Annotated in this window: 23 protein-coding genes; 9 read left to right on the top strand and 14 right to left on the bottom strand. The window is 36.5% G+C overall.

Going from position 1 to position 24,041, the window contains the following annotated elements; translation table 11 throughout:
* The first annotated feature begins 203 nt into the window (after positions 1-203).
* A complete protein-coding gene (locus LAU42_RS01050; RefSeq protein WP_224183901.1) occupies positions 204-608 on the top strand; it encodes a hypothetical protein in 405 nt (134 codons plus the stop codon).
* Between the two features lie 31 nt (positions 609-639).
* Here the strand turns inward: LAU42_RS01050 and LAU42_RS01045 are convergent, their stop codons facing one another.
* Entirely contained in the window at positions 640-1,974 is a 1,335-nt protein-coding gene (locus LAU42_RS01045; RefSeq protein ID WP_224183900.1) for an NCS2 family permease, read from the bottom strand.
* Between the two features lie 160 nt (positions 1,975-2,134).
* Here LAU42_RS01045 and LAU42_RS01040 point away from each other — a divergent pair, with 160 nt between their 5' ends.
* Positions 2,135-2,752 carry a PepSY domain-containing protein gene (locus LAU42_RS01040; protein WP_224183899.1) on the top strand — a complete coding sequence of 206 codons (618 nt, stop codon included), beginning with the start codon at positions 2,135-2,137 and terminating at the stop codon, positions 2,750-2,752.
* Positions 2,753-2,780: 28 nt separating this feature from the next.
* On the opposite strand, the gene LAU42_RS01035 is transcribed toward LAU42_RS01040, so the two are convergent.
* Positions 2,781-4,298 (bottom strand): SLC13 family permease, encoded by a 1,518-nt coding sequence (locus LAU42_RS01035; protein ID WP_224183898.1) that lies wholly within the window; start codon positions 4,296-4,298, stop codon positions 2,781-2,783.
* A gap of 92 nt (positions 4,299-4,390) precedes the next feature.
* Positions 4,391-6,517: a DNA topoisomerase III gene (locus tag LAU42_RS01030; protein ID WP_224183897.1), complete on the bottom strand. Its 2,127-nt coding sequence runs from the start codon at positions 6,515-6,517 to the stop codon at positions 4,391-4,393.
* Positions 6,518-6,626: 109 nt separating this feature from the next.
* Between LAU42_RS01030 and LAU42_RS01025 the strand changes: the two genes are divergently transcribed.
* Positions 6,627-7,436 (top strand): HAD-IIB family hydrolase, encoded by an 810-nt coding sequence (locus tag LAU42_RS01025; protein WP_224183896.1) that lies wholly within the window; start codon positions 6,627-6,629, stop codon positions 7,434-7,436.
* Between the two features lie 4 nt (positions 7,437-7,440).
* Entirely contained in the window at positions 7,441-8,289 is an 849-nt protein-coding gene (locus tag LAU42_RS01020) for a GNAT family N-acetyltransferase (RefSeq protein WP_224183895.1), read from the top strand.
* An 18-nt stretch (positions 8,290-8,307) separates the two neighbouring features.
* Here LAU42_RS01020 and LAU42_RS01015 read toward each other — a convergent pair whose 3' ends face one another.
* Entirely contained in the window at positions 8,308-9,366 is a 1,059-nt protein-coding gene (locus tag LAU42_RS01015; protein WP_224183894.1) for a metallophosphoesterase, read from the bottom strand.
* Positions 9,356-9,835 (bottom strand): Cys-tRNA(Pro) deacylase, encoded by a 480-nt coding sequence (gene ybaK, locus LAU42_RS01010; RefSeq protein ID WP_224183893.1) that lies wholly within the window; start codon positions 9,833-9,835, stop codon positions 9,356-9,358. Before ybaK ends, LAU42_RS01015 begins: the two co-directional genes overlap by 11 nt.
* Before the next feature lie 81 nt (positions 9,836-9,916).
* Here ybaK and LAU42_RS01005 point away from each other — a divergent pair, with 81 nt between their 5' ends.
* From LAU42_RS01005 to LAU42_RS00995, 3 genes are all read left to right on the top strand, one after another.
* The gene (locus LAU42_RS01005) at positions 9,917-10,075 is read left to right on the top strand and encodes an SE1832 family protein (protein WP_224183892.1); all 159 of its coding nucleotides are present in this window, start codon (positions 9,917-9,919) and stop codon (positions 10,073-10,075) included.
* A gap of 82 nt (positions 10,076-10,157) precedes the next feature.
* Complete coding sequence (locus LAU42_RS01000; RefSeq protein ID WP_224183891.1) at positions 10,158-11,303, top strand: MFS transporter; 1,146 nt, start codon at positions 10,158-10,160, stop codon at positions 11,301-11,303.
* A complete protein-coding gene (locus LAU42_RS00995) occupies positions 11,300-11,617 on the top strand; it encodes a hypothetical protein (protein ID WP_224183890.1) in 318 nt (105 codons plus the stop codon). The genes LAU42_RS01000 and LAU42_RS00995 overlap by 4 nt, the downstream gene beginning before the upstream one ends.
* An 11-nt stretch (positions 11,618-11,628) precedes the next feature.
* Here the strand turns inward: LAU42_RS00995 and LAU42_RS00990 are convergent, their stop codons facing one another.
* Together LAU42_RS00990 and LAU42_RS00985 are read right to left on the bottom strand one after the other, a co-directional pair.
* Positions 11,629-14,742: an efflux RND transporter permease subunit gene (locus LAU42_RS00990; protein ID WP_277602375.1), complete on the bottom strand. Its 3,114-nt coding sequence runs from the start codon at positions 14,740-14,742 to the stop codon at positions 11,629-11,631.
* A 73-nt stretch (positions 14,743-14,815) separates the two neighbouring features.
* Positions 14,816-15,670, bottom strand: a complete 855-nt coding sequence (locus LAU42_RS00985; protein WP_224183889.1) for an NAD(P)-dependent oxidoreductase — start codon at positions 15,668-15,670, stop codon at positions 14,816-14,818.
* Positions 15,671-15,745: 75 nt separating this feature from the next.
* On the opposite strand from LAU42_RS00985, the gene LAU42_RS00980 reads away from it, so the two are divergent.
* Positions 15,746-16,060: a hypothetical protein gene (locus LAU42_RS00980; RefSeq protein ID WP_224183888.1), complete on the top strand. Its 315-nt coding sequence runs from the start codon at positions 15,746-15,748 to the stop codon at positions 16,058-16,060.
* A gap of 91 nt (positions 16,061-16,151) precedes the next feature.
* On the opposite strand, the gene LAU42_RS00975 is transcribed toward LAU42_RS00980, so the two are convergent.
* Positions 16,152-17,399, bottom strand: a complete 1,248-nt coding sequence (locus LAU42_RS00975; protein ID WP_224183887.1) for a lipid II:glycine glycyltransferase FemX — start codon at positions 17,397-17,399, stop codon at positions 16,152-16,154.
* Positions 17,400-17,478: 79 nt separating this feature from the next.
* On the opposite strand from LAU42_RS00975, the gene LAU42_RS00970 reads away from it, so the two are divergent.
* Complete coding sequence (locus LAU42_RS00970; RefSeq protein ID WP_224183886.1) at positions 17,479-17,733, top strand: hypothetical protein; 255 nt, start codon at positions 17,479-17,481, stop codon at positions 17,731-17,733.
* Here LAU42_RS00970 and LAU42_RS00965 read toward each other — a convergent pair.
* The 6 genes from LAU42_RS00965 to LAU42_RS00940 form a co-directional block, all read right to left on the bottom strand.
* On the bottom strand, positions 17,726-18,517 hold the full coding sequence (locus LAU42_RS00965) for a VOC family protein (protein WP_224183885.1): 792 nt from the start codon (positions 18,515-18,517) through the stop codon (positions 17,726-17,728). The genes LAU42_RS00970 and LAU42_RS00965 overlap by 8 nt on opposite strands.
* A gap of 58 nt (positions 18,518-18,575) precedes the next feature.
* Complete coding sequence (locus LAU42_RS00960; protein ID WP_224183884.1) at positions 18,576-19,271, bottom strand: LutC/YkgG family protein; 696 nt, start codon at positions 19,269-19,271, stop codon at positions 18,576-18,578.
* The gene (locus tag LAU42_RS00955) at positions 19,271-20,704 is read right to left on the bottom strand and encodes a LutB/LldF family L-lactate oxidation iron-sulfur protein (RefSeq protein ID WP_224183883.1); all 1,434 of its coding nucleotides are present in this window, start codon (positions 20,702-20,704) and stop codon (positions 19,271-19,273) included. The genes LAU42_RS00960 and LAU42_RS00955 overlap by 1 nt, the downstream gene beginning before the upstream one ends.
* Positions 20,701-21,438: a (Fe-S)-binding protein gene (locus tag LAU42_RS00950; protein ID WP_224183882.1), complete on the bottom strand. Its 738-nt coding sequence runs from the start codon at positions 21,436-21,438 to the stop codon at positions 20,701-20,703. The genes LAU42_RS00955 and LAU42_RS00950 overlap by 4 nt, the downstream gene beginning before the upstream one ends.
* 118 nt (positions 21,439-21,556) lie before the next feature.
* Positions 21,557-22,255: a FadR/GntR family transcriptional regulator gene (locus LAU42_RS00945; RefSeq protein ID WP_224183881.1), complete on the bottom strand. Its 699-nt coding sequence runs from the start codon at positions 22,253-22,255 to the stop codon at positions 21,557-21,559.
* A gap of 110 nt (positions 22,256-22,365) precedes the next feature.
* Entirely contained in the window at positions 22,366-24,039 is a 1,674-nt protein-coding gene (locus LAU42_RS00940; RefSeq protein ID WP_224183880.1) for a glycoside hydrolase family 13 protein, read from the bottom strand.
* Positions 24,040-24,041 lie beyond the last annotated feature (2 nt).

Raw genomic sequence — 24,041 nt, 5'->3', positions numbered from 1 at the left:
TTGGAGAAATTAAAAATTGTTTATTCTGAGGAAATCTATCATCTAATAAAAAAGAATTCTACATATTATATAGAAGAAATTATATCGATTTACAACTTCTTATATGGTAAGCAGTACAATTCAATACTTCATTATAACATGATATAATTGCTGTAACAAAAGTATTTTTGTTACAAGTATGTTACTAATGGAGGTTTTTATATATGAAGCGAATGATGAAATTGATTTTGCTAACGCTCGGAATCATTATGTTATTGAAAGAAATATTTTTAGGTATACCAGGGATTGGCGGTGCATACATTTTAAGTTTAGCGCGGGCGCCACTCGGTACAAATATTACTTTGTACTTTATTATGTTCATATTATCAGCACTCGACCGTTCTAACGAAGCAAGATTTTCTTTATCGGTACTTGCACTTACTGGCTTATTAGCAAACGCAATCGCATTTTTCCCTGTACTCGGCATGTTCATGCATTGGCTAATGGTATTCCTGATGATTGCTTATATTTTTATTGTCATCAATACAAGAGAATATCGAGGTAATACGACATACTATGATCCATACCGTGCCGGTGAAACTGTAAGAGAATATAAAGACAATAAATAATAAAAAGGAGCAGACCTGTGTCTGCTCCTTTTTAATGTTGAATAAAGATAAAGTAAAGTACGAAAATTACTGCCATAGCATACATAATCGGATGAATCTCTTTATGACGTTTCGCCATTACCATCGTAATTGGATAGAAAATAAATCCACACGCAATACCTGTTGCGATTGAATACGTTAATGGCATCATAATGATTGTTAAAAATGCCGGAACTGCGATTTCGAATTTATTCCATTCTATTTTGTTTAAGTTTGCGACCATCAATACACCTACAATTACTAATGCAGGAGCAGTAACTGCGCTTGTTACGACCGCCATTAAAGGCGAGAAGAATAATGCTAATGCAAAGCATAATGCAGTAACAACACTTGCAAATCCAGTTCTTGCACCTACAGCTACACCAGCTGATGATTCAATGTAAGATGTCGTTGTAGACGTACCGAAGATTGCACCTACCATCGTTGCTAATGAGTCAGCAAACAATGAGCGTCCTGCACGTGGTAACTTGTTATCTTTAACTAAGTTTGCCTGCGTTGCAACAGCAACTAAAGTACCAGCTGTATCAAAGAAGTCGATAAATAAAAACGTTAATACGACAACTAAAAATTGTACGTTAAAAATTTGTTCCGGGTGTGCAAACGCGTCAAACGCTTTACCGAATGTCGGCTCAATGCTTGGTATTGAACCTACTATTTGCTTTGGTGCATCAATTAATCCGAACAGCATGCCAAAAACAGCTGTTAATACCATACCGATAAAGATACTACCTGGCACACGTTTCGCCATTAAAATAATCGTTACTGCAATACCACCTACTGCTAACAATACATGCGGATCGTGAATATTTCCTAATGAAACTAATGTCGCCTCATTACCTTTTACGATACCTGCACCTTTTAATCCTACGAAAGTAATAAATAGACCTATACCCGCGGATACCGCCATTTTCAATTCAAACGGAATGGCATTGATAATCGTTTCTCGTAAACCTGTCATTGTAAGTAACGCAAAGAATACTCCTGAGAATAAAACACCAGTTAAACCTGTCTGCCATGGAATGTTATATTGTAATACAACTGTAAATGCGAAGAATGCATTTAATCCCATTCCTGGTGCAAGCGCGATTGGGTAGTTCGCAATAAGTCCCATAAATAAACAACCAACGATTGATGCCAGTATTGTTGCAACAAAAACCGCACCTGCGTCCATACGCATACTATCCGGTATACCTTTAACACCTGCAAGTGACAGCATTGCAGGGTTTACAGCAAGGATATATGCCATAGATAGAAACGTTGTTAAACCACCAAGTATTTCTCTTTTGTAATTTGTGCCGAGTTCATCAAATTTAAAATAGTTTTTCATCGTCTGCTCCTTAAGCATTTTTTTATACTTGTATAGTCTAATCCCTTCACCAGTAAAAAGCAATATCATTTCTCACTTATATAAGTTTAAATGTTTATCATTTTTTCGTTCGGGAAAGAAAGTTAATAAGAAAATTATTTTATTTAAGGAGGACTTTATTATGAAATTTAAAATAATCTCATTACTATTATCTTCAGCGTTAGCACTTGCTGCTTGTGGCGGTGATAAAGTTGAAAATAAAGAAACGAACACGAACGAAACGAAAACTGAACAAACGTCACAAACGAACAATTCAGACGACAGCACTTCAGATGATAATTCAGATAATAATGACGATCAGTCTATTAATTTCAATGATATTAAAACATCTCCTGAAGATGCGATAAAAACTGCACAGTCAGAAGTGCAAGGTTCACTTAAAAGTATCTCATTCGATAAAGACGATAACAAATGGGTATATGATGTTTCAATTATAGATAGCAGCAATAAAAAGCATGAACTTAAAATTGATGCAGATAATAACAAAATCATCAAATCTGAAGTAGATGATGATCAGGATAACGAAAAGGAACAAACATTTGACTACGGTAAATTCGTACCGGTTGATGAAGTCATTAAAGCTGCACAAGCCGTTTATAAAGGCGATGTTAAAGAATGGTCACTTGATCATGATGATGGTAAGTTCAAATATAACATTGAGTTAAAAGGTAAAGACGGTAAAACGAAAGAATTTGAAATCGATCCAGAGAATAAGAAAATCCTTTCTCAGGATACATAAAAAAGATGCCCATTTCGGGCATCTTTTTTTAAATTAATCCAATCCACTTCCAGTATGTTGCACTGAATAGAAGAATGAGTAAGTATGCGATTATTGTTAATGGTATACCAGCCTTTAAGAAGTCTTTTACTGTAAACGTACCCGTACCATATGCAAGCATGTTTTGTGGTGCAGATACTGGCAATAAGAAACCGAAGCTGATAACAAATTGCTGAATTAATACGAAACCAATTGCATTATCTTTAAGTCCTAACGTACTTGTCAGAGCAATAAACACTGGAATAAGTGCACTTGATAAACTTGTTGCACTTGCAAATCCTAAGTGAATCAAAATATTAAAAACTGTAATCAGCGCAATTGTCGCAAGCAGTGGTAAATGTTCTAACCCCATAATACCGAATGTTTTATCACTTAACCATTGTGCACCAGTTGTTTGTAACAGCAGATTACCAAGCGAAATACCAATCGCAAATACGATAATTGTACCCCATGGAATGAGTTTCTCAACATCTCCCCATGAAAATACACCTACTTTTGGCGTTAACATAATTGCAAGTGCAATTAAAGTGATAGAAGATGAATCAATCGGATGGAATTTACCCTCTGTTGCCCAGAAGAACAGTAAAGCAACTGATATAGCAATTAAACGCCATTCCTTAGGTGTTACCGGACCAAGCTCAGCAAGTTGTGCTTTTACAAGTTCCTTACCACCTTCAATTTCGTTCGTTTCCGGTTTAATGACATTAATCATTACGAAATATAAGACGATTGACATGATGACTGACCACGGTGCAGCATACATAAACCACTCGCCCCACGACACATCTTCATTAAAAGTTTTATTAATAAATCCCATCGCAACCATGTTTTGCGCTGCTCCGGTTTTAATACCAATATTCCATATCGATACTGCTTGTACCGCAGTAATTACAAGTAATGCTGCAAGACGTGAATCTTTCTTAGCACCAAATGCTGTAACCATTCCGAGTAAAATCGGAACTACTGCACCGGCACGTGCTGTCGCTGACGGTACAAAGAACGCTAATATAATCGATACGATAATCGATCCGGCAACAACCGCATTCGTTTTATTTCCTACAATTGAAAGTACAAGTAAAGCCAGACGTTTATGCAAATTCGTTACTTGCATCGCTGTCGCTAAAAACAGTGCTGCTGCAACAAGTGCAACTGCTGAACTTGAAAACCCACTAAACGCTAGCTTAAGTGCATTTTGTGTGCCGAACAATGCATCTTCAGCTAATGGTTTTCCCGCTGCCATAGGATTCCCCATAGAAGGTCCTAATTTTTCAATCGGGCTAAAACCGATTAACATAATAATGAGTGCGACAATCATCGTACTTGATACTGGATAACTTACCGCTTCAGTCACCCACATAATCACAGCAAATGCCAGTATTGCTAATGCCATTTTCCCCATTACAGGTAGTGATGCTGGTGTTGGCATTAAAGCAATTGCAAATAAGACAATAAAACTTACAACAATCCAGACAGGTTTTAAATTAAGTTTCTTTTTTGCTTTTTCCATGTCCATCCCTCCACATATTATATTCATTTTTATTTTACCAAATATGTGAAGTGATTAACATTGTGAATATTGTTAAGATTCTTTTAATTAAGTTATAAATTTAAGTTTTTAAATGCATCTGCAAACGGATTATTAATTGGTTCTTCTTTTTTCATATACTTATTGATTTCTTTCTTTGAAACTTTACCAGTCTTTTTAGACTTGAATCGTTTATCCATCTGTTCCTGGGTTTCTCTGAATCCACAGACACAACTATACATCGCCTTCGGACCTTTGCCATGTAATGTAAGCTTTTTCTTACATTCTGGACAACGCGCATTTGTCTTACTCTGTACATTTTTCTTTGTGCCGCACGTCGGATCCTGACAAACGAGCATCTTTCCATTACGCGTCTTTTTCTCAAGCATAAATTTACCACATGTCGGACATTCTGTACTCGTTAAATTATCATGTTTAAACTTCTCATCACTTGATTTTATTTCCTCAATAATTTCTTTCGTGAATATTATCATTTCACGCATGAACTGTTTTTTACTATATGCATTTCTTTCGATACGTGTAAGTTTATGTTCCCAGTCTGCAGTAAGTTCCGGAGACTTTAATCGTTCTGGTGCAAGTTCCAGCAACTGGCGTCCTTTATTCGTAACTTTAATATTGCCGTTATTGTTTTCAATTGCATTTAAGTTATACAGTTTCTCAATAATATCCGCACGTGTCGCTACAGTTCCGATACCGCCTGTCGACTTTAATGTTGATGAACTTTCTTTATCAATATTAAAGATAGAGGAAGGATTTTCCATTGCTTTAAGCAGTGTTCCCTCGTTCAAATATGCAGGTGGCTGCGTTTCACCAGTAGTTTTCTTTAAATTCACCGGACTTATGACATCACCTTTTTGATAAGCAGTATGTTTCGTTTTCGTATCCGCTTCATACAAAGCTTTAAACCCAGCATTCACAGTTGTTTCAGTTTTAAATGTAAATGACTCCTTCCCTACTTGAACTGTAACCGTATCTTCTTTATATGTGTTTGGTTCCATTAAGTTGCTTAAATAACGTTCAGCGATAAGTAAGTAGACGTTTTTTTCTCGTGCACCAAGCGCATCTAAATTTGCTCTTACTTCAGTCGGTACGATAGCGTGGTGATCTGATACTTTTGCATTGTTGATAATATGGCTGCCACCTTTAATGTCCGTTTTCAGTAACTGTACAACATGCGCTTTATACGGCGTTGCACCAAGCGACGCAACACGTTCTTTCAAAGAGCTTGCCATATCTGTCGTTAAGTAATTTGAATCTGTACGCGGATATGTCACATACTTATGTGTTTCATACAAACTCTGCATCGCATTTAATGTCTCTTTTGCTGAATAGTTGAAGCGCTTATAAGCATCCTGCTGTAAACTCGTTAGATCGTATAGCTTCCCGGCATATCGTTTCTTCTCTTTTGATACTACATTTTGCACAACAGCTTCTTTTCCCTTTAATTGCTGAAGTAACGTATCTACTTTAAGTTCATCGAATACTTGCCCAGTCGTCTGCCATTTAAACTTATCGCTGCCACTAATAAGTTCAATGCCATAAAATGTTTTCGGCTGAAATTTCTGTATGGCATCCTGTCTAATCTTGACCATTTGAAGCGTCGGTGTTTGCACACGACCTGTAGAAAGCTGTGCATCGTATTTCGTAGTGAGTGCGCGCGTTGCATTAATCCCTACAATCCAGTCCGCTTCACTTCTTGCCATCGCTGCTTCATATAATCCATTGTATGCATCTGCCGGCTTTAAATGTTTGAATCCCTCTAATATCGCTTTATCCGTAACTGATGAAATCCATAATCGCTTAAGCGGTTTATTTCCTTTACATTTCTCAATAATTAATCGCGCCACAAGTTCTCCTTCACGCCCGGCATCTGTTGCAATAATCACTTCTTTAACGTCCTGACGCTCAATTTGTGCTTTAACCGTATTGAACTGTTTGCGTGTTTTGCCGATAACAACTGTTTTCATACGTTCCGGAATAATCGGCAGCATATTTAAATCCCACTGCTTATACTTTGCATCATATTGTTCAGGGTCTGCATTTGTCACTAAATGCCCTAAAGCCCACGTTACAATATATTTATCACTTTCCATATAGCCATTCTTTTTTTGATTACATTTCAGTACACGTGCAATATCACGTGCCACTGACGGTTTCTCTGCTAATACTACTGATTTCATTTTATCCGTCCTCTATTCATTAATGCCTCTATTATAACAGAATAAATCTATTGTGATTAAATTGAGATTTCATACGCTATCTTGTATGCTTGACGTAAGGAGGACGCTTATGAAAACAATTTATTTCCCGGAACATATTACGTCGCTTGCGTGTTCAGACTTTGATGAAACATATTTTGCACATCAACATTCTCATCCCGAAGATGTAAAAGCGCTAGAATCATTCATTGCGCAATATGCACATAAAGGGCTACTTTTTGGCATCGTCTCTGCAAGTACGAAAGAAATGATAGAAAGCTGCCTCAAGCATGGCCCGAATGAAATATATCCACACTTTATATCGACAAATTCAGGCACAGAAATTTTCTACTTTGATGACGAACAATGGCGCCGCGACGAAGATTATCACAAAAAGTTTGTAAATAACTATGATAAATCGATCATACTGAATATAGAGCATGTACTTAAATCTAAAAACATCGATTTAATTACTCAAACGCCATTCATCAATGCACCATTCACTAGAAATTACTACTATAAGATGATAGATAAGAAAACGGATGAGAAAAACTTCGATATTATTCGAAAACTTGCTGAGCATCATCATTTCTGCGTAAATATTAGCATGTGCAATCCACTGATAGGCGATCCAGAAAATCATTATGATATCGATTTCTATCCTCAAATCGCGGGTAAACATGCAATAGTACGTTATTTAATGGATAAATTCGGCATTCCTCAGTCAGAAACATTCGCATTCGGCGATAGTGGAAATGATATTAAAATGCTGCGTGCAGTCAACTCCGGCTATCTCGTTAATAACGCAACACCAGAAGCAAAAAAGCTATATCCAAACATAACAGAAAACACATATAATAAAGGTATAACAGAAGTACTGACAGCACACTTTAAGGGGTGATCATTTGAACATCACACAGATGGAAGATATAAAGAAAACAGCAAAGTTTCTATACGAGCTGAATCAGCAAAGCGAACATCACGTCGGATACATTCGCGTCACATTGCAGAGTATAGAAGAACAACTTGCCTTAATCAGCAAAGAGGATATGTTACTCGTAATGGATGAAGATGACATTATTGCGGCATTTGGAATTGAGCGTATTAATGACGCAGAAGCAAATGTACTAGGTCCTATTACGAAACAAACTGATGAAATGACTTTAAATATGATCAAAGTCATGTGGCAGGACTTTCTCATCAGTCATCCGGGTATCACAACATATTACTTCAGCCTTCATGAAGACCATCGTTTCGGACAATCCGTAATGAAAAATTTACGCACACAATATTTAGGTACGGCTTATACGATGAAAACAACTGAAAATAAAACGACAATCGTTCCTCAAGTAATTAAGTATAAGCCTGTTTATAAAAGAAGTTTCACAGATATTATGAAGGACTTATATGTCGATTTCAAACCGATGCGCGATAAAATATTAAACACGATCGGCAATACACACGAACTCTATTTATACTTAAACGAAGGTATTGTGAAAGGGTTTATATGGATACAAATCAATGACGACGACAGTTGTGATATACAGTTTGTTTATACACATCTACAATACCGTCAAAAAGGTATCGGACACGACCTTGTATCATTCGCTGTAGACCATGCATTCAAAAAACACCATGCTACAAGCGTTCAGCTATCCGTCAAAAGTAAACGCGAAAAGGATATCGCTTTCTATGAAAAGCTCGGATTTAAGAAAATTAATGAGATGAATCATTTCAAATATACTGTAGAATAAGCCAGGGGAAACCCTGGCTTATTCTAATACTTCTTCCGGTACAAATCCGACGATACCATCTTTTTTAATCAGTACATAACCATTAAGACGCTTTATGACACTAACATATTCACTCATCTCAACTTTATGGAAGTAGTCAGTATAATCATCTTTTAGACGATGCTTCTCAAAATCAATATACTCCGTTTTCACCATGCACCCTTCACCTTGCTGTTCACAATATGTGAAATATTCATCTCCTTCATACACATCAATATTATAATTCGAATATGTAAATGTATGCGGCATTTGAACACCGGGATCAAACGACTGAATGACGAGTGCTTTCTTATAATCATCGACAAATGTTGACGATACTTGACCATCCGCTTCAATAATCAGTGCATTAAGCTGGCCACTCGCCTTCACTTCATTACCACCATCAATTGCAATTGTTTTATAATTCGGATGAACCTTAACATTATGATGATACATACCATTTTCAACAAAATTACATACAGGAAAATGTCCGACAACAACTGTTTTCTCATGGTGATGTGCTTTATTATAGAAAAACGGCATGTTCAGCGCATCATGTTCAGATGTTTCTAAGTAATCTTCATCTATCCCTGCATGCACAATAATATATGATTCTGTCTCAATCATAAGCGGTAAATCTTTCAGAACACTGTGCAAAAGTGCAAATTGTGTTCTTAAATCATCTGCCATCGCCTGTTGCGAAGGATAATCCTCTTTCGATTTCCCGAGCACCTGCAACATTTCATGTACAATCGTATATCGATATTCCATATAGTCATATAAAAAGTCTTCTTCAAGTTCGTCAAAAATTTTGTCGCAGTTACCGAGCAATACATGTACGTTACCTTTATCCATTAACATTGCTACATATTGGAGCGCTCCGATACTGTCATGTCCTTTATCAATAATATCCCCATTAATAATTAGAATATCATCATCCGAAAATTTTACGTCGTCGAGTAATCGTTTTAACAAATCCGGGCGACCGTGAACGTCACTCGTAATTATCGTACGTTTACCTTCTATACTCAACTGTTTATAGTGATCTTTAATCTTCATGTGTAATGTCACTCACTTTCGCATTGATGAGACTAACGAGTGCATCCACCTGGAGTTGCATCTGAATCCCTCTTAAACCTGCACTTACAATGATTTCATCAAATTGTTCAGCACTACTATCAATTACTGTCGGGAATTGCTTTTTCATACCTACTGGTGAACATCCACCACGAATATAACCTGTCAACTTCTCCAAATCTTTCACAGGTAACATCTCTAGTTTCTTCTCTCCAACAACTTTACTCATCGTTTTGAGGTCTAATGTCGCTTCTACAGGTATTACAGCTACATAATGATTTAATTTCCCATGCAATACTAATGTTTTAAATACCTTTTCATGAGGCTGACCAATTTTATTCGCAACTGTAATGCCGTCAAGTTCATCTGTTACTTCGTATGTATACGTTTGATATGCAATCTTCTTTTGGTCAAGCTTTCTCAAAGCATTTGTTTTTATCTTCTTTACCATCGTTATTCCTCCATAATGTATGTCACTTTATTATATAATAAGTTTAATGTATATTTCATGTAAGGTATTAAGGAGGATATTATGGACTTAAATCAGCAATTATTAGAACTAAAAGAAGAATATATGCGCATTCAAAACGACTTAGAAAAAGTTGAATCAACAGGGCAATCGTCACCGCGTCTTGAAGAGAGACTCGCTGAAATTGAACAGCAGATTGCACATGTAAGAGCACAGCTATAAGTGCTCTTTTTATATAGAAAGAGATATGATTTCATCAAAACATTCGCTACAATAGGATTATAGCAACGAAGGAGGATATTTTATGAAACAGCAGTTTAAACTACTGATGTTAATTCAGTTTTTTATATACTTTGGATTCAGTATCGTTATACCTGTAATCCCTGCACTTGTACATAGTTTAAATTTAAATGCATTCCATATGGGACTACTACTCGCTTCATATTCAATCGTTTCATTTATCGCCGCACCGCTCTGGGGATATTTATCAGATAAGTATGGACGTAAGAAAGTACTGATCATTGGCCTTATCGGATTTACGATCAGCTTTTTATTATTTGGTTTGTTTATCGATAACTTGGCAATGCTTTATACATCACGCGTGCTCGGTGGTTTATTCTCAGGAGCCTGTTTCTCAACAACAACGAGTATGGTAAGCGATATGACAACGCATGACGAACGCAACAAATATATGGGCTTAATGGGGATGATGATCGGTCTCGGATTTATATTCGGTCCAGCTGTCGGTGGTTTATTATCGGGCATTAGTTATCAGATTCCATATTTCGTAACAGCAGTTATTCTTACAATCATCGCCTTATTCTGTATGTTTACGATAAAAGAAACGTTGCAGTTATCTGACTCAGATACACAAGAACACGTTAATCCAAAATTATTAACACCGGCAATTTACTTATTGTTGTTCTCAACGTTTATCGTGACATTTACAATGAGCGGTATGGAAAGCTCATTCCAGCTCTTTGAAATCGAGAAAATTAATATCACCGCAACTCAAATGGGGATGCTCTTTATGGTTGGGGGATTAATCAATGCCGGCCTGCAAGGTGGATACTTACGTAAAGTTAAAAATGGTAAGGAGCTTCCCGTTATTGTAACCGGTCAGATTATAACAATTATTGCATTTATAATGCTGCCATTCTCGATGAACTTAATGTATGCCGGTTTTTGTCTCGTGCTGCTGATGTCTGGTAACGCATTAGTAAGAACATTACTTACAAGTCAGCTTACGAAAGAAACATCAAACAATAAAATGGGTAAACTGACTTCAATCAGTTATAGTATGGATAGCCTCGGCAGAATATTAGGACCTTTACTCTTTACTGCAATATTATCTAAAAACATAGAAATGCCTTTTTATTTCGGGGCGATTACTTCAGTAGTCGGATTAATACTGCTACTCATCTACTTTAAGAAAGGAAGATTTGTATGATATTTTTAATTGCTTTACTTATTACGATGTACTTGATTGTAAGTTACACGAGTATTTATACGATAAAGATGCGTATTTTAGACTTTCTACGCATTATATTAGGCGCTGTATTTGTAGTATTTATCTTCATTACGCTTATGCATCTCGGTACGATAAAGTACTGGATTACACTTCTCGCACTTAGTCTGTTTTTAAACATTGAAATTTCAAACTACAAGTTTAAGTTTAACGACAAAAAAGCAAAGTTAATCCTCGATATCTTTTCAGTTATCATGGCTGTAATGATTATCGTGCTTTGTGCAATATATATGTAAAAAAAAGGAGCCTAGGCTCCTTTTTTTGTTACGCGTTTTCTTATATTCATTAAAATTTCATAAACAACTGGTACTACGATTAATGTTAATAATGTTGAAGATGTTAAACCACCAATTACAGTAACAGCTAACGCTTTAGAAATCAGAACTGAGCCATCTCCACCGAATAATAACGGTAATAATGCGCCAACAGTTGCGAGTGCCGTCATCAGAATCGGACGTACACGTGTGATAGCCGCTTCTAATAATGCATCTCTCGTTGATAACCCTTCTGCTTCCTTATTAATTACACGGTCTATTAATACGATTGCGTTCGTTACAACAATTCCGATCAGCATAAGCATTCCGATCATCGATGGCACAGATAATGTTTCACCCGAAATAAGTAAACCGAGAATGACACCTGTAATCGTAAATGGCAACGAGAATAATATTGCAAGCGGTGCAAGTCCACCTTTAAATGTCAGTACAAGGATTAAATAAACGATACCAATAGCCGCAAGCATTGCAAGTCCAAGTTGTGAGAAACTCTCTCCAATATCTTCACTCGTTCCACCAATATGCACATCAATGTTAGATGGATGCTTTAATTGATTTACTTTATCGCTTACATCTTTTGTTGCCTGTCCGACATCTTTCCCTTTTATTTTCCCTTCAACAGTCGCAGAGATGTTACCGTCTTCGCGCTTAATCGTATCTGAAGTTTCACCTTCTTCTATTGTTACAACATCACTTAATTTCACCGTTTTCCCTAACGGTGAAGTAAGTTTTGTATTCTCAAGCTTTTCTTTCGTCCAGCTTTCTTTCTCTTTCGTAAGCACTACATCAGTAGACTGACCTTTTTCTCCAACTTTAGTGACCACTTTATTATCGCTACGCTGATTTAATGTCATTGCGATCTGACCTGCTGTAAGGCCAAATTCTGATAGTTTATTATGATTGACCTTTAATGTATACGCATCATAACTATCTGTTAATGAAGAACTTACATTCGTTACAGTTTTAACGGTTTTCATTTCCTGCTCAAGTTTTTCAATAACTGGACGAATATCTTTCATCGATGGTCCGTTTACAGTTACAGTTACAGTATTTGTTGACCCGCCTGTTGCGAAGTCCTGATTTTTCCACGTACCATCATGTTTAAATGTTTCAATTTTGTTTAATACACGTTCTGCTTCTGTTTCCCAGTTCGGTGTATCTTTTTTATACTCAACCATCATCGCCATATCATTCGTTGCTACAGGGTTAAACGGGTTCTCTCCCCCAACCGAGAATTGTGTATTTACTACGTTTTTATTCGTAGATAAATACTTCTGAACTTGCTCACCTTTTTTTACGACCTCTGCTTCTGTTTCACCTGGCTTAGGTTTATACGTTAAAGCAAGCAGCTTATCTTCTCCCGTTGAAATAAACGACGTGCCAAGCAACGGCGTTAACATTAAGCTTCCAATTAATATACCTATACTTAGTAGCGATACAATTACTTTATGCTTTAATGACCACTCTAATATACGGTGATAAAAACGCGCAATACGTCCGACTTTCGCTTCGTCATCATGATGTCCTTTTATGCCGTTTTTAAAGAATGAATGTCCTAACATCGGTACGATTGTTATCGCAATTAATAATGATGCGAGTAACGCAAATACTACAGTATATGCAAAAGGTCTGAAAATTTCTCCGATTGATCCGGATACAAGACCTAATGGTAAGAATACAGCAATTGTTACCATCGTTGAACTCATAATAGGAATGAACATTTCCTTCGTCGCACTACTGATAAGTTCAAATCCTCTTAACGGCTCTTTCGGGTCTGACATACGTCGGAATATGTTTTCTATTACAACGATAGAGTCATCAATTACACGACCGATTGCAACAGTCATCGCCCCAAGTGTCATAATATTAAGCGAAATATCCATCTGTTTAAGAATTAACATCGCCATTAATATAGACATCGGAATAGATACAACTGCAATCATCGTAGAACGAATATTTCTTAAAAATACTAGTATCATTACTACTGCAAATAGCGCACCGATTATCGCTTTTTCTGCCATTGTCTTAACAGAATCTTCTATCGGTTTCGCCTGATCCATCATAAGCACCGCATTAATGTCTTTATTTTCTTTCTTAAACTGTGCTACTTTTTCTTTCACTTCGTTCGCTAATGTTACTGTATTCGCATCATCAGACTTAATAACTTGAATGCTTAATGAATCTTTACCATTCGTTTTAGAAATCGATTCACGACTTTCTACGTGCTTAACATCTGCAACATCTGAAAGTTTTACCGTCGGCACTTTACCTGACTGCATCATTTCAAGTAAAGCAGCTTGTTGTTCCTGTGAAGCTTGTGATTGTGCTTGTTTATCATTTCCGGTTAACGGTATCTTTAAAGCCTTTAATGCTTCAACATTCGTAAACTGTCCATTCACAATAATACTTTTTAAGTCATTCCCAAACGTATATAACCCAAGTGGTGCATCCATTGTGGCACCTTTAATAAATTGAAGGACAGATTCTTCTGTTAAATTATGCTGCTTAAGTTTTGCCGCATCAAACTGCAGTTCAACTTGTTCGACTTCCTGTCCAGAAAACGTAACGTTCGTAACACCTTCAACACCTTCAATTTCAGGTACAAGATTTGATTTTATACGTTTCGTTAAATCCTTTATATCCGCCTTATCACTTGATAATGAATAGCTAATAATCGGGAACGTATACATTGATATTTGAGAGATTTGCTTCTCCTGTGCACCTTCTGGCAAATCTACTTTATTGATTTGTTTTTCCAGATCCGCCTGTGCTTTATCCATATCTGTCCCAAATTTATACTGAACTGTAACTGCCGAAGCATTCTCTAACGATTGACTCGTTACTTTTTCTACACCTGATAAATTTTTCACTTTCTTTTCGATTGGATCTGTCACACCATCTAATACATCCTCAGGTGTTGCACCTGGATAAGGTGTTGTAATTGAAATGACAGGTGTTGACATGCTCGGAAGCATCTCCATTTTCATTTTCACCGCACTATATATACCAGCGCTTAATATAATTAATGTCATCAACCATATTGCGAGCTTATTATGCAATGAAAAGTCTATTATTTTCTTTATCAATGTTCTTCCTCCAATTATTAAAAGTTATATTCTTATTGTATCTTGATTACGCTTGTATTGCATTTGAATTGAATTATTTTTCATCATAATATTGATAAATTGCATGTGTCCCTGTCGTTTCTTTAATGTCAGTACTTAATGTGTTATATAGTTTATAACTTAATGCAAGTCCGGGTAATGTTATCCCCATCTTTTCTGCTTCATCAAGTGCAATCTTCATATCCTTTAAGAAATGATGCGTATAAAATCCGGGCTCATAATTTCCGTCTAATATTCTAGGTGCTAAGTTTGATAACGACCAACTGCCAGCTGCACCTTTACTAATCGTTTCAAGCACTTTCTCAACATCAAGTCCTGCATGATGTGCGTAATACAAACTTTCTGCCATACCAATCATATTTGTTGCTATCGCAATTTGATTCGCCATCTTCGTATGCTGTCCGCTACCTGCTGCACCAAAGTACGTGACGGAACTACTGAATTTCTCAAGTAACGGCAGCACTTTTTTAAGAACCGCTTCTTCTCCGCCGACCATCACACTGAGCGTTCCGTTTTTAGCACCGATATCACCACCACTTACCGGCGCGTCTAATACATCAATGTCTTTAACTTTAGCAGCGTTATAAATCTTCTGCGCCAGTTCCGGACTACTCGTCGTACAATCGATATAAATCTGCCCCGGCGTTCCATTTTCAAGTAATCCATCCGGCCCTAAGTATATCGCTTCTACATCAATCGGATATCCTAACATCGTAAACACTACATCTGCAGAACGTGCGACCTCACCGGGCGTCTCACACCAAATATGACCGTCACGAATTAAAGTTTCCGCCTTTTGTTTCGTACGATTATAAATATATTGTGTCCCTCCAATATGCGACGCCATACTGCTTCCCATTACACCTGTACCGATAAATCCGATTTTCATCTTTACACCTCATGTCATTTTATATTGATAATTCATTATTATATATTACAATAATAATGAAAAGGAGTGAACACGATGCAAAAAGTAATAATGCTATTACTCATTATCATGCATACCGTTTTTATAAGCAGTTACTTTATACATAGCGGTATCGTATTTTTAACGACTTATTTCTGGATGGCATTTTGTATTGTCACGTTCTCCTTAGGTGTACATTATCATTTTACGACTGATCAGAAACTTATAAACAATCTTACATATAAAATCTTAACGATTTTACTCACTGCTTTTAGTTTATTTAATTTCTTCTTTATTTTATATATAACGTTTATTGACCCGTACTTATATATGGAAACAAAGATTAGCGTGTTTAAATTTTTCAGTGAATAAATCATAAAAAGGCCGGATGATGAATTGAAAATGTCATATATTTCTACATCTTCTGGCTTTTTGTATCCTAAATTATACAAATATATTTAGACTAACGTCTCATATTAATCTTCTTCGTCCACGCCTTCACTTTCGGCTTGGCAACTTCAATCAATGTATACATCGGCTGATTTAATACGTAATCGAACTCACCAATTTTTTCGCTTAAACGCGTTCCCCAACTTTTCTTAAATTGCCATAATCCATAATGATCTGATGATTTATCCGGATTATTATCTGTACCACCGAAATCATATGACGTTGCACCTTTATCCCTTGCGTACTTCATCATTTCAATCTGCATTTTATGATTCGGTAAATACCCTCTATATTCATTACTCGAAGCACCATATAAATAATATGCTTTTTTACCACAGAACGTCAGAATTGCACCGGACAAATAAATGCCTTTCGGATGTTTAATCTTTAAATCTTCCATTTCAGCAATTTGCTCGTTCAATTTATTTAGAACAATCTCAATTTCTTTCAGTTGATTTTCAGTTTTCTTCGTCTGTTTTCTTGATAATATGCGCTCTTTTTCATCTTCATTATGTTTTAATGATTGATGTAAAATACTTAATACATTACCAGGTACGAGTTTCGTTAAAAATAATTCAGCATCTCCTGCTGGGTTTAATGCATCATAAATCGTTTCAAAGTATGAAATATCACGCACTAAAAATCCATCTCGTTCTCCTGTTTCCTTCATCAGTTCAGCAAATATTTTTAGATCATCGCGTGTACCGATTTCCAGTTCCACACCTTTTTTCAGACTTTGTTTCACACTAGACCTATTACGACTTTCAAACGATTGTATTAATGCATCTTCATCTTTATCAATATTTGTAATCATCGTCATACGTGGTTGAATATAGTCCGGATGTAATCCATCTTTAAAACCTTTATGCACAAATCCTATTGAATTCATATACGTTACTAAATCTGGAATCGCATCTACCTCAACATCCGGATCAATCTTAATTGAATAACTCTTCTCACGACGCGCTGTTTCAATTGTCGCATCTTTAAGTGCTAAAACGACTGCTTTATCATTATAATCACAAACAAATCCACGTGATACGTAACACATCGTAAACGGAAGTTTCGGAACTTTTTTAAATAAAAGCTGTGCCACACCTTGAACTTCTCCATTTCGTCCTACTGCAACACGTCTGCTATACCAACCTGTCAATTGCTTTGTTTGTGCCCAGGTTGATAACTGAAGCATATCACCGTTCGGATGCGTTTTAACAAAATTATCATGCATTTCATTTGTTATATTCATTTTTGTAACTGTCATTATATTCGTCCCTTTCATATTGCAACCATTATTCATGTATTATTGTTATACTTTAATTATTAATAAAAAGAGGTGTCATATGTTTAAAAATATTTTACTCATCATACTTATATTATTAAATGGTATACTGATTAATCGCTTCCAATATGCATCTATCGATATGCTAAGCTTACACATCATCGCTGCAAGTTTTGCTGCAATCATTTCCATTCTTTACATCATTACACGTGTATCTAAAGTCACACTGTATTTATCATTTGTCACATTGTGCATTGCTTCGTATCACATTTATCAAATCATCATGACAATTTATCACAATGTTTACGTTAAATAAATTTATATACTGCATTTCTAAAGTGATGTTCCTCTGGAGTGTCACTTTTTATAATTAAAGATTTTATACTATCCTGATTCCCCGGTATTAAATAAATGTCCAAAGAACCTTCCTTTACGAGCTTGAAATAACTATTAATAACACCACCGATTACTTCATAACCCATCCAGTTTACGAACACTTCAGCGATTTCATCGAAGTCTGTCGTTTCAATTTCAATTGCTTCCATCGATAAATTCCCCTGGAAATATTGTGATAAATTACGTTCTCTAACATCGTCATCTTCCTGCCATTGAATAAAAAATGGCAGTTCGAAACGCTTTGTTTCATCGATGTACAGAAGTTGCCACTCTATACATTTCCCATCAGGCGTTACACGCTTCATATTGGTCGGTCCTATCGTACGGACACCTAGATTATTTAAATGTTCTTTTAATTGAACGATATCATCCGTTCTGAAGCACAGACGTTTAAATCCTTCCGTATAGCCTGTACGTTCTAACGTTGCGGCAAAGCTTAAATGCTCGCTTTCACTGTTGACTGCTGAGTGCACAAGTTCGCGGTCGAATGCATCAATAAATTCTATATAGGATAAATCAGTATAGGAAAGTTTATTATACGTACCAAGCGTTTCGTGCTTCCCACCATTTATCACTTTCATAAAATTTATATCCGCTTCATTTAATTGATGGACATAATGAATAATATGATCAAACTTCAATTCCAATCCTCTCACCTCTTCACTCCATTTTAATGTATATACAGTAAAAACTAAAGCAATCATCTTTAATTCTCACCACAAAAAAACTTGAACATGGCATTCACCACGTTCAAGTTATTTATTATTTATCATCGACTAATATATATGTTGCTTTAATCGGACCGTGAACACCTACTACAAGCTTCATCTCAATATCCGCTGAGTTTGAAGGTCCCGTAATTAAGTTAATACATGTCGGGAAGTTTTCTTTATCTTCCATCATGCGATTCATTTGCTGAGCAGCTTGAGTAAATCTCGGTACAATCGTTGACTTCGGCACAATTGCAATATACGTTGCAGGTAAGAGGCTTACACTACGTCCTTTTCCTTTATCAGCATATAATACGACCGTCCCACTCTCTGCAAGTGTCGCGTCACTAAATGTAATACCGACGTTTGCACGTTCTGCTACCTGTAAGTTCTCTGCACCTTTTTCTTCATCCCATATAAATGCATCATGGGCTGCTAAATCAATTCCGAATTCATCAAAACGTTTATCGTTCCAGGCAATCACTTCACCGTTGCCATACTTCTCAATGACTTGACTCAATGTTTCATTAATCTTATCAGTCGTTGTTTCTACTAAATCTGTATGAATAAAGTTACATTGCTGTCTTAATACTTCTACAAGTTCATCTTGCGATAATCCTGTTAATGTCTTATCCTGAGGGCGATATTGCCATTCTGGACGTTCTACATGTGCTGGCATTTCACGTTGTAAGTTTTTAGAGATGTTACTTAAGAACGAACCTTTATTATGAATTGTTCCTCTTTCCATTATTTCGCACCTCTTTTCAATCTATTTTGCATCCAGTCACGGAAGTTCTCTTCATCAGGCATCGGGAAATCACGAGATGCCGTCCAGGCTTGTAATGGTTTCGGCCCTTTCGTAATCATACCTTTATCTTTGTTTTCAAATGGTGACATAATTGTCGGTGCCATTTTCGTACCATACTTAAATAATGTCGCATGACTCGCACCTTGTGAAAAACCTTTCATAACTAGACGTTCTGCAAATGGTGACATATGTTCCTCTTCAACGATAACACGTCTATGCTCAAGAAGTAAGTCATGTAATGGAATCTTAACTGGACATGCTTCTGTACATGCACCACACAATGTTGATGCATATGGCAATTCTTTGTACGTATCATATCCACCAAGTAACGGTGATAATACCGCACCGATTGGTCCTGGATAAATTGATCCATACGAATGTCCACCTGTCTGACGATATACCGGACATACATTAACACATGCTGCACAACGAATACATTGTAATATTGACTGGAATTGCGTACCTAAAATTTTAGAACGTCCATTATCCACAATAATTAAATGGAATTCTTCTGGTCCATCAATCTCATCATCCGCACGCGGTCCAGTAAGCGTAGTAACGTAACTTGTTAATTTTTGTCCTACTGCTGAGCGCGTCAGCATCGTCACCAGTACTTCTAACTCTTCATGTGTCGGCACTAGACGTTCCATACCCATTACAGTAATTTGTGTTTTCGGTAGTGTTGTTACCATACGTGCATTACCTTCGTTCGTTACTAAGTTAAATGAACCACTTTCAGCAACACCGAAGTTACATCCTGTAATACCAACATCTGCTGATAAGAACTCTTCACGTAACTTCTGACGTGCAAATAATGCTAATTCTTCAGGTTGACTTGACTTATCATATCCAAGCTTTTCACTGAATACACTCTGGATTTGCTCTTTGTTTAAATGAAGCGCCGGTACTACGATATGCGATGGTGGATTATGATCATCGACTTGAAGAATATATTCTCCTAAATCTGTTTCGATTACTTCACAACCAACCGCTTCCATCGCCTGGTTCAATCCTATCTCTTCTGTAACCATCGATTTAGACTTCGCTACTTTTTTTGCGTTTTTCTCACGCAATACTTTTTGTACATATTGATTTGCATCTTCAGCAGTTTCTGCGAAGAATACATGACCACCTTTAGCTGCAACATTCTCCGCTAACATATTTAAGTAATAATCTAAATTTGCTAACGTATGCTGACGAATTTCTTCTGAATGGTTTCTCCATTCTTCCCAGTTTCCTAACTCTTCCTGAGTTTTTATTTTACGTTCACGTAATCGATCTTGTGCGCTACTTACCGCACCACGCATAAACTCATCTTTAAGTTCTGTTTTAACGGCCTGTTTAAATGTTTCATTACCAATTCTCATACTCATCGTGCAGTCACCGCCTCAACTTGATTGTTTAAGATTTCAACAATGTGCACTGCTTTCACATCAACACCACGACGTTTTAAACGTCCGTCAATATTCATTAAGCAACTGCAATCTCCACCAACTAAATAGTTCGCGCCACTTTCAACGATGCAGTCTACTTTCTCATCGACCATTTCACCAGATACATCACTCATTTTTACGGCGAATGTACCACCGAAGCCACAGCAATTATAGTATTTCGGAAGCTCTACGACTTCAAGCCCTTCAACTTCGTTCAGTAATTTTGCAGGTGCTGTAACATTACCTAACAAACGTGTCATATGACATGACGGATGAATCGTCGCAATACCTTCAAGTTTTGCGCCTACATTCGTAATACCTAACACTTCAACAATAAACTGCGTGATTTCATAAGTTTTATCTGCTAACTTCTGTGCACGTTCCTGCCATACTGCATCATCTTTCAGTAAATCCGGATAGTGTTTAAACATCGTCACACATGAACCTGAAGGTGCAACTACAACTTCAGAATTTTCAAATGCTTTAATCATATTTTTAGCAGCTTTCTTCGTCTCTTCATGATAACCAGAGTTATATGCCGGCTGCCCACAACATACTTGTGCTCCCGGGAAATCAACTTCACAACCGAGTTTCTCTAGTAACTCAACTGTTGCAATACCTACACGTTTCTCAAATACATCAACGAGACATGTACTGAATAAACTTACTTTCATAAATAAACCCCCCTAATATTTTTCAGTGCGCCCGTACTGAATTTAACCAGTCATCATATGACTCGGTGACTAATAGTTTTATTCTAGTGCAACAAAATTCCAAATGCAAGAGACAATCTTATATTTTATAGTGTTCTATTAATACTGATTCCACTTCTTCCAGATGTTTAATCATTTTTTCTTCAGAAAGATTAATATTCTGTGACTCAATTGCTTCGTATATTTCTGTATGTTCATTGAATAACTTTTCTATAGATTTTGATTCATTAAATAACCATATTTGTCTCGTTTCTTTCATAATTGTTTTAATCTTATCCGAAACTTCTGTAAGCATATGTTTAAGCAACTTATTGTTCGACGCATCTGCAATTGCAAGATGAAACATTAAATCGCTATCATCACCAATTTCTTTATTCTTCATCGCCAGTTCCATCTGAAGGAGTGCTTCGTTAATCTTCTTAAGTTGTGCTACACTTCTATTTTGTGCAGCAGCACGCACCGATCCTACTTCCAATACTTTACGTACTTCAAGCAAATCCTTTATGTCTTCTTTATTATATAAAGCCATTTCAGGCGTATAGCTTTGTGCTTCTATCGATTTAATAAACGTTCCTTCACCATGTTTTATTTCAACTAGACCTACAACCCTAAGTGCGTTCAGCGCTTCTCTAATCGATGCCTGTCCTACACCGTACGCTTTTGCTAAAGCTTGAATAGATGGAAGTTTATCACCTTGTTTATAAGTACCTTCTCTAATTTTTTCAGTAATGATTTCAGCAATTTCTTCATATAATTTTTTCTTTTCTAATTTCACCATTTATCATTCCCCCGTTCACATACATTATAGCAAAATTAAAACACCTTATAATACATCATTAAAAAGAGTTTGAGGACGGCGCCTCAAACTCTTTTTAACTGTATAAATTATTATTTCTTTCTAACATGATATACACGCGATTCAAACGGCATTAAAGTAAATAGATCTGCAGAGTGCTCCTCTAAAGGATAATTATGCAGCACTAAATTTTCCTGGGAAATATTTAGTGTATCATCATGTTTTAACGTAACTTTGTCATGACTCAAATTTCCGAAGATAACAAATTGTTCATCATCAAGCGTTCTCGTATAAGCAAACACTTTATCATCATCCGGATAAATTAAGTCAAACGTTCCGTACGTCAATGTTAAGTTATCTTTCTTCAGCTTAATCAGTCGTTTATAGAAGTTCAGAACTGAATTTTCATCTTTTTCCTGACTGAATACATTAATCTCCTCAAAGTTAGGATTAACTTTCAACCAAGGAGTACCTTTTGTGAATCCTGCATTTTTCGTATCATCCCACTGCATCGGCGTTCTTGTATTATCACGGGAGATTCGGCGCAGCATTTCTAACACTTCTTCTTTAGACACACCTTTTTTAAGTTCCTGATTGTATATATTTTTTGCATGGACATCATCGAAATCAGTTATATCTTCAAACGGATAATTCGTCATTCCAATTTCCTGTCCTTGATATATAAATGGCGTACCTTGCTGAAGGAAGTATACTACCGCATGGCTCGTTGAACTTTCAAACCAGCAATCTGTATCATCGCCCCACGTTGAAGATACGCGCTGGCGATCATGGTTTTCTATAAAGAGTGCATTCCATCCACGACCTTCAAGCCCTTTTTGCCAGCTATTTAAAACATCTTTGTAGCCTTTAATATCGAAACTCTTACCGACATTATGATCCCACAAATTCAAGTGTTCAAACTGGAATACCATATTAAACTTGCCATTCTCTTCGCCAACCCATTCATCTGAGTCTTCAATCGTGACACCGTTAGCTTCACCGACAGTCATAATATCATACTTGTCGAATGTATTTTCTTTTAATTCCTGCAAATGTTTCTGAATGCCCGGCTGATTCATATGACCTTCAAATGATTCTGCATAACCGAGTTCATCTGCTCCTGGTAAATCACCTTTATCAAAGCTTTTTTTAATATGACTGATTGCATCCACCCTAAAGCCATCAATACCTTTATCCAGCCACCAGTTTACCATATTGTAAATTGCATGACGCGTATCTTCATTTTCCCAGTTTAAATCTGGTTGTTTCCTACTGAAGACATGCATGTAATATTGATCTGTCGTTGCATCGTATTCCCATGCTGACCCTTCAAAGATACTCGCCCAGTTATTAGGTTCTTTACCATCTTTGGCGTCTTTCCATATGTACCAGTCACGAAATTCATTATCCTTACTTTTCTTCGCTTCAACAAACCAATGATGTTCGTCGCTCGTATGGTTGATTACTAAATCTAAAATAAGCTTCATATCACGTTCATGCACTTCATGAAGCAATCGGTCGAAATCTTCCATCGTCCCGAAGTCTCGCATAATCTCCTGATAATCACTAATATCATAGCCATTATCATCATTCGGCGATTCAAAAATTGGACTCACCCAAATGACATCGATACCTAGTTCCTTTAAATAGTCTAATTTCTCAGTAATCCCATTAATGTCGCCGATACCATCATGATTTGAATCATTGAAACTTCTCGGATATATTTGATAACAAACCGCTTCTTTCCACCATTTTCTCTTAAGCACAA

Origin of the sequence: Macrococcus armenti (genome assembly GCF_020097135.1) — a bacterium.
Lineage (GTDB): Bacteria > Bacillota > Bacilli > Staphylococcales > Staphylococcaceae > Macrococcoides > Macrococcoides armenti.
This window is presented reverse-complemented; position numbering and strand designations above follow the sequence as displayed.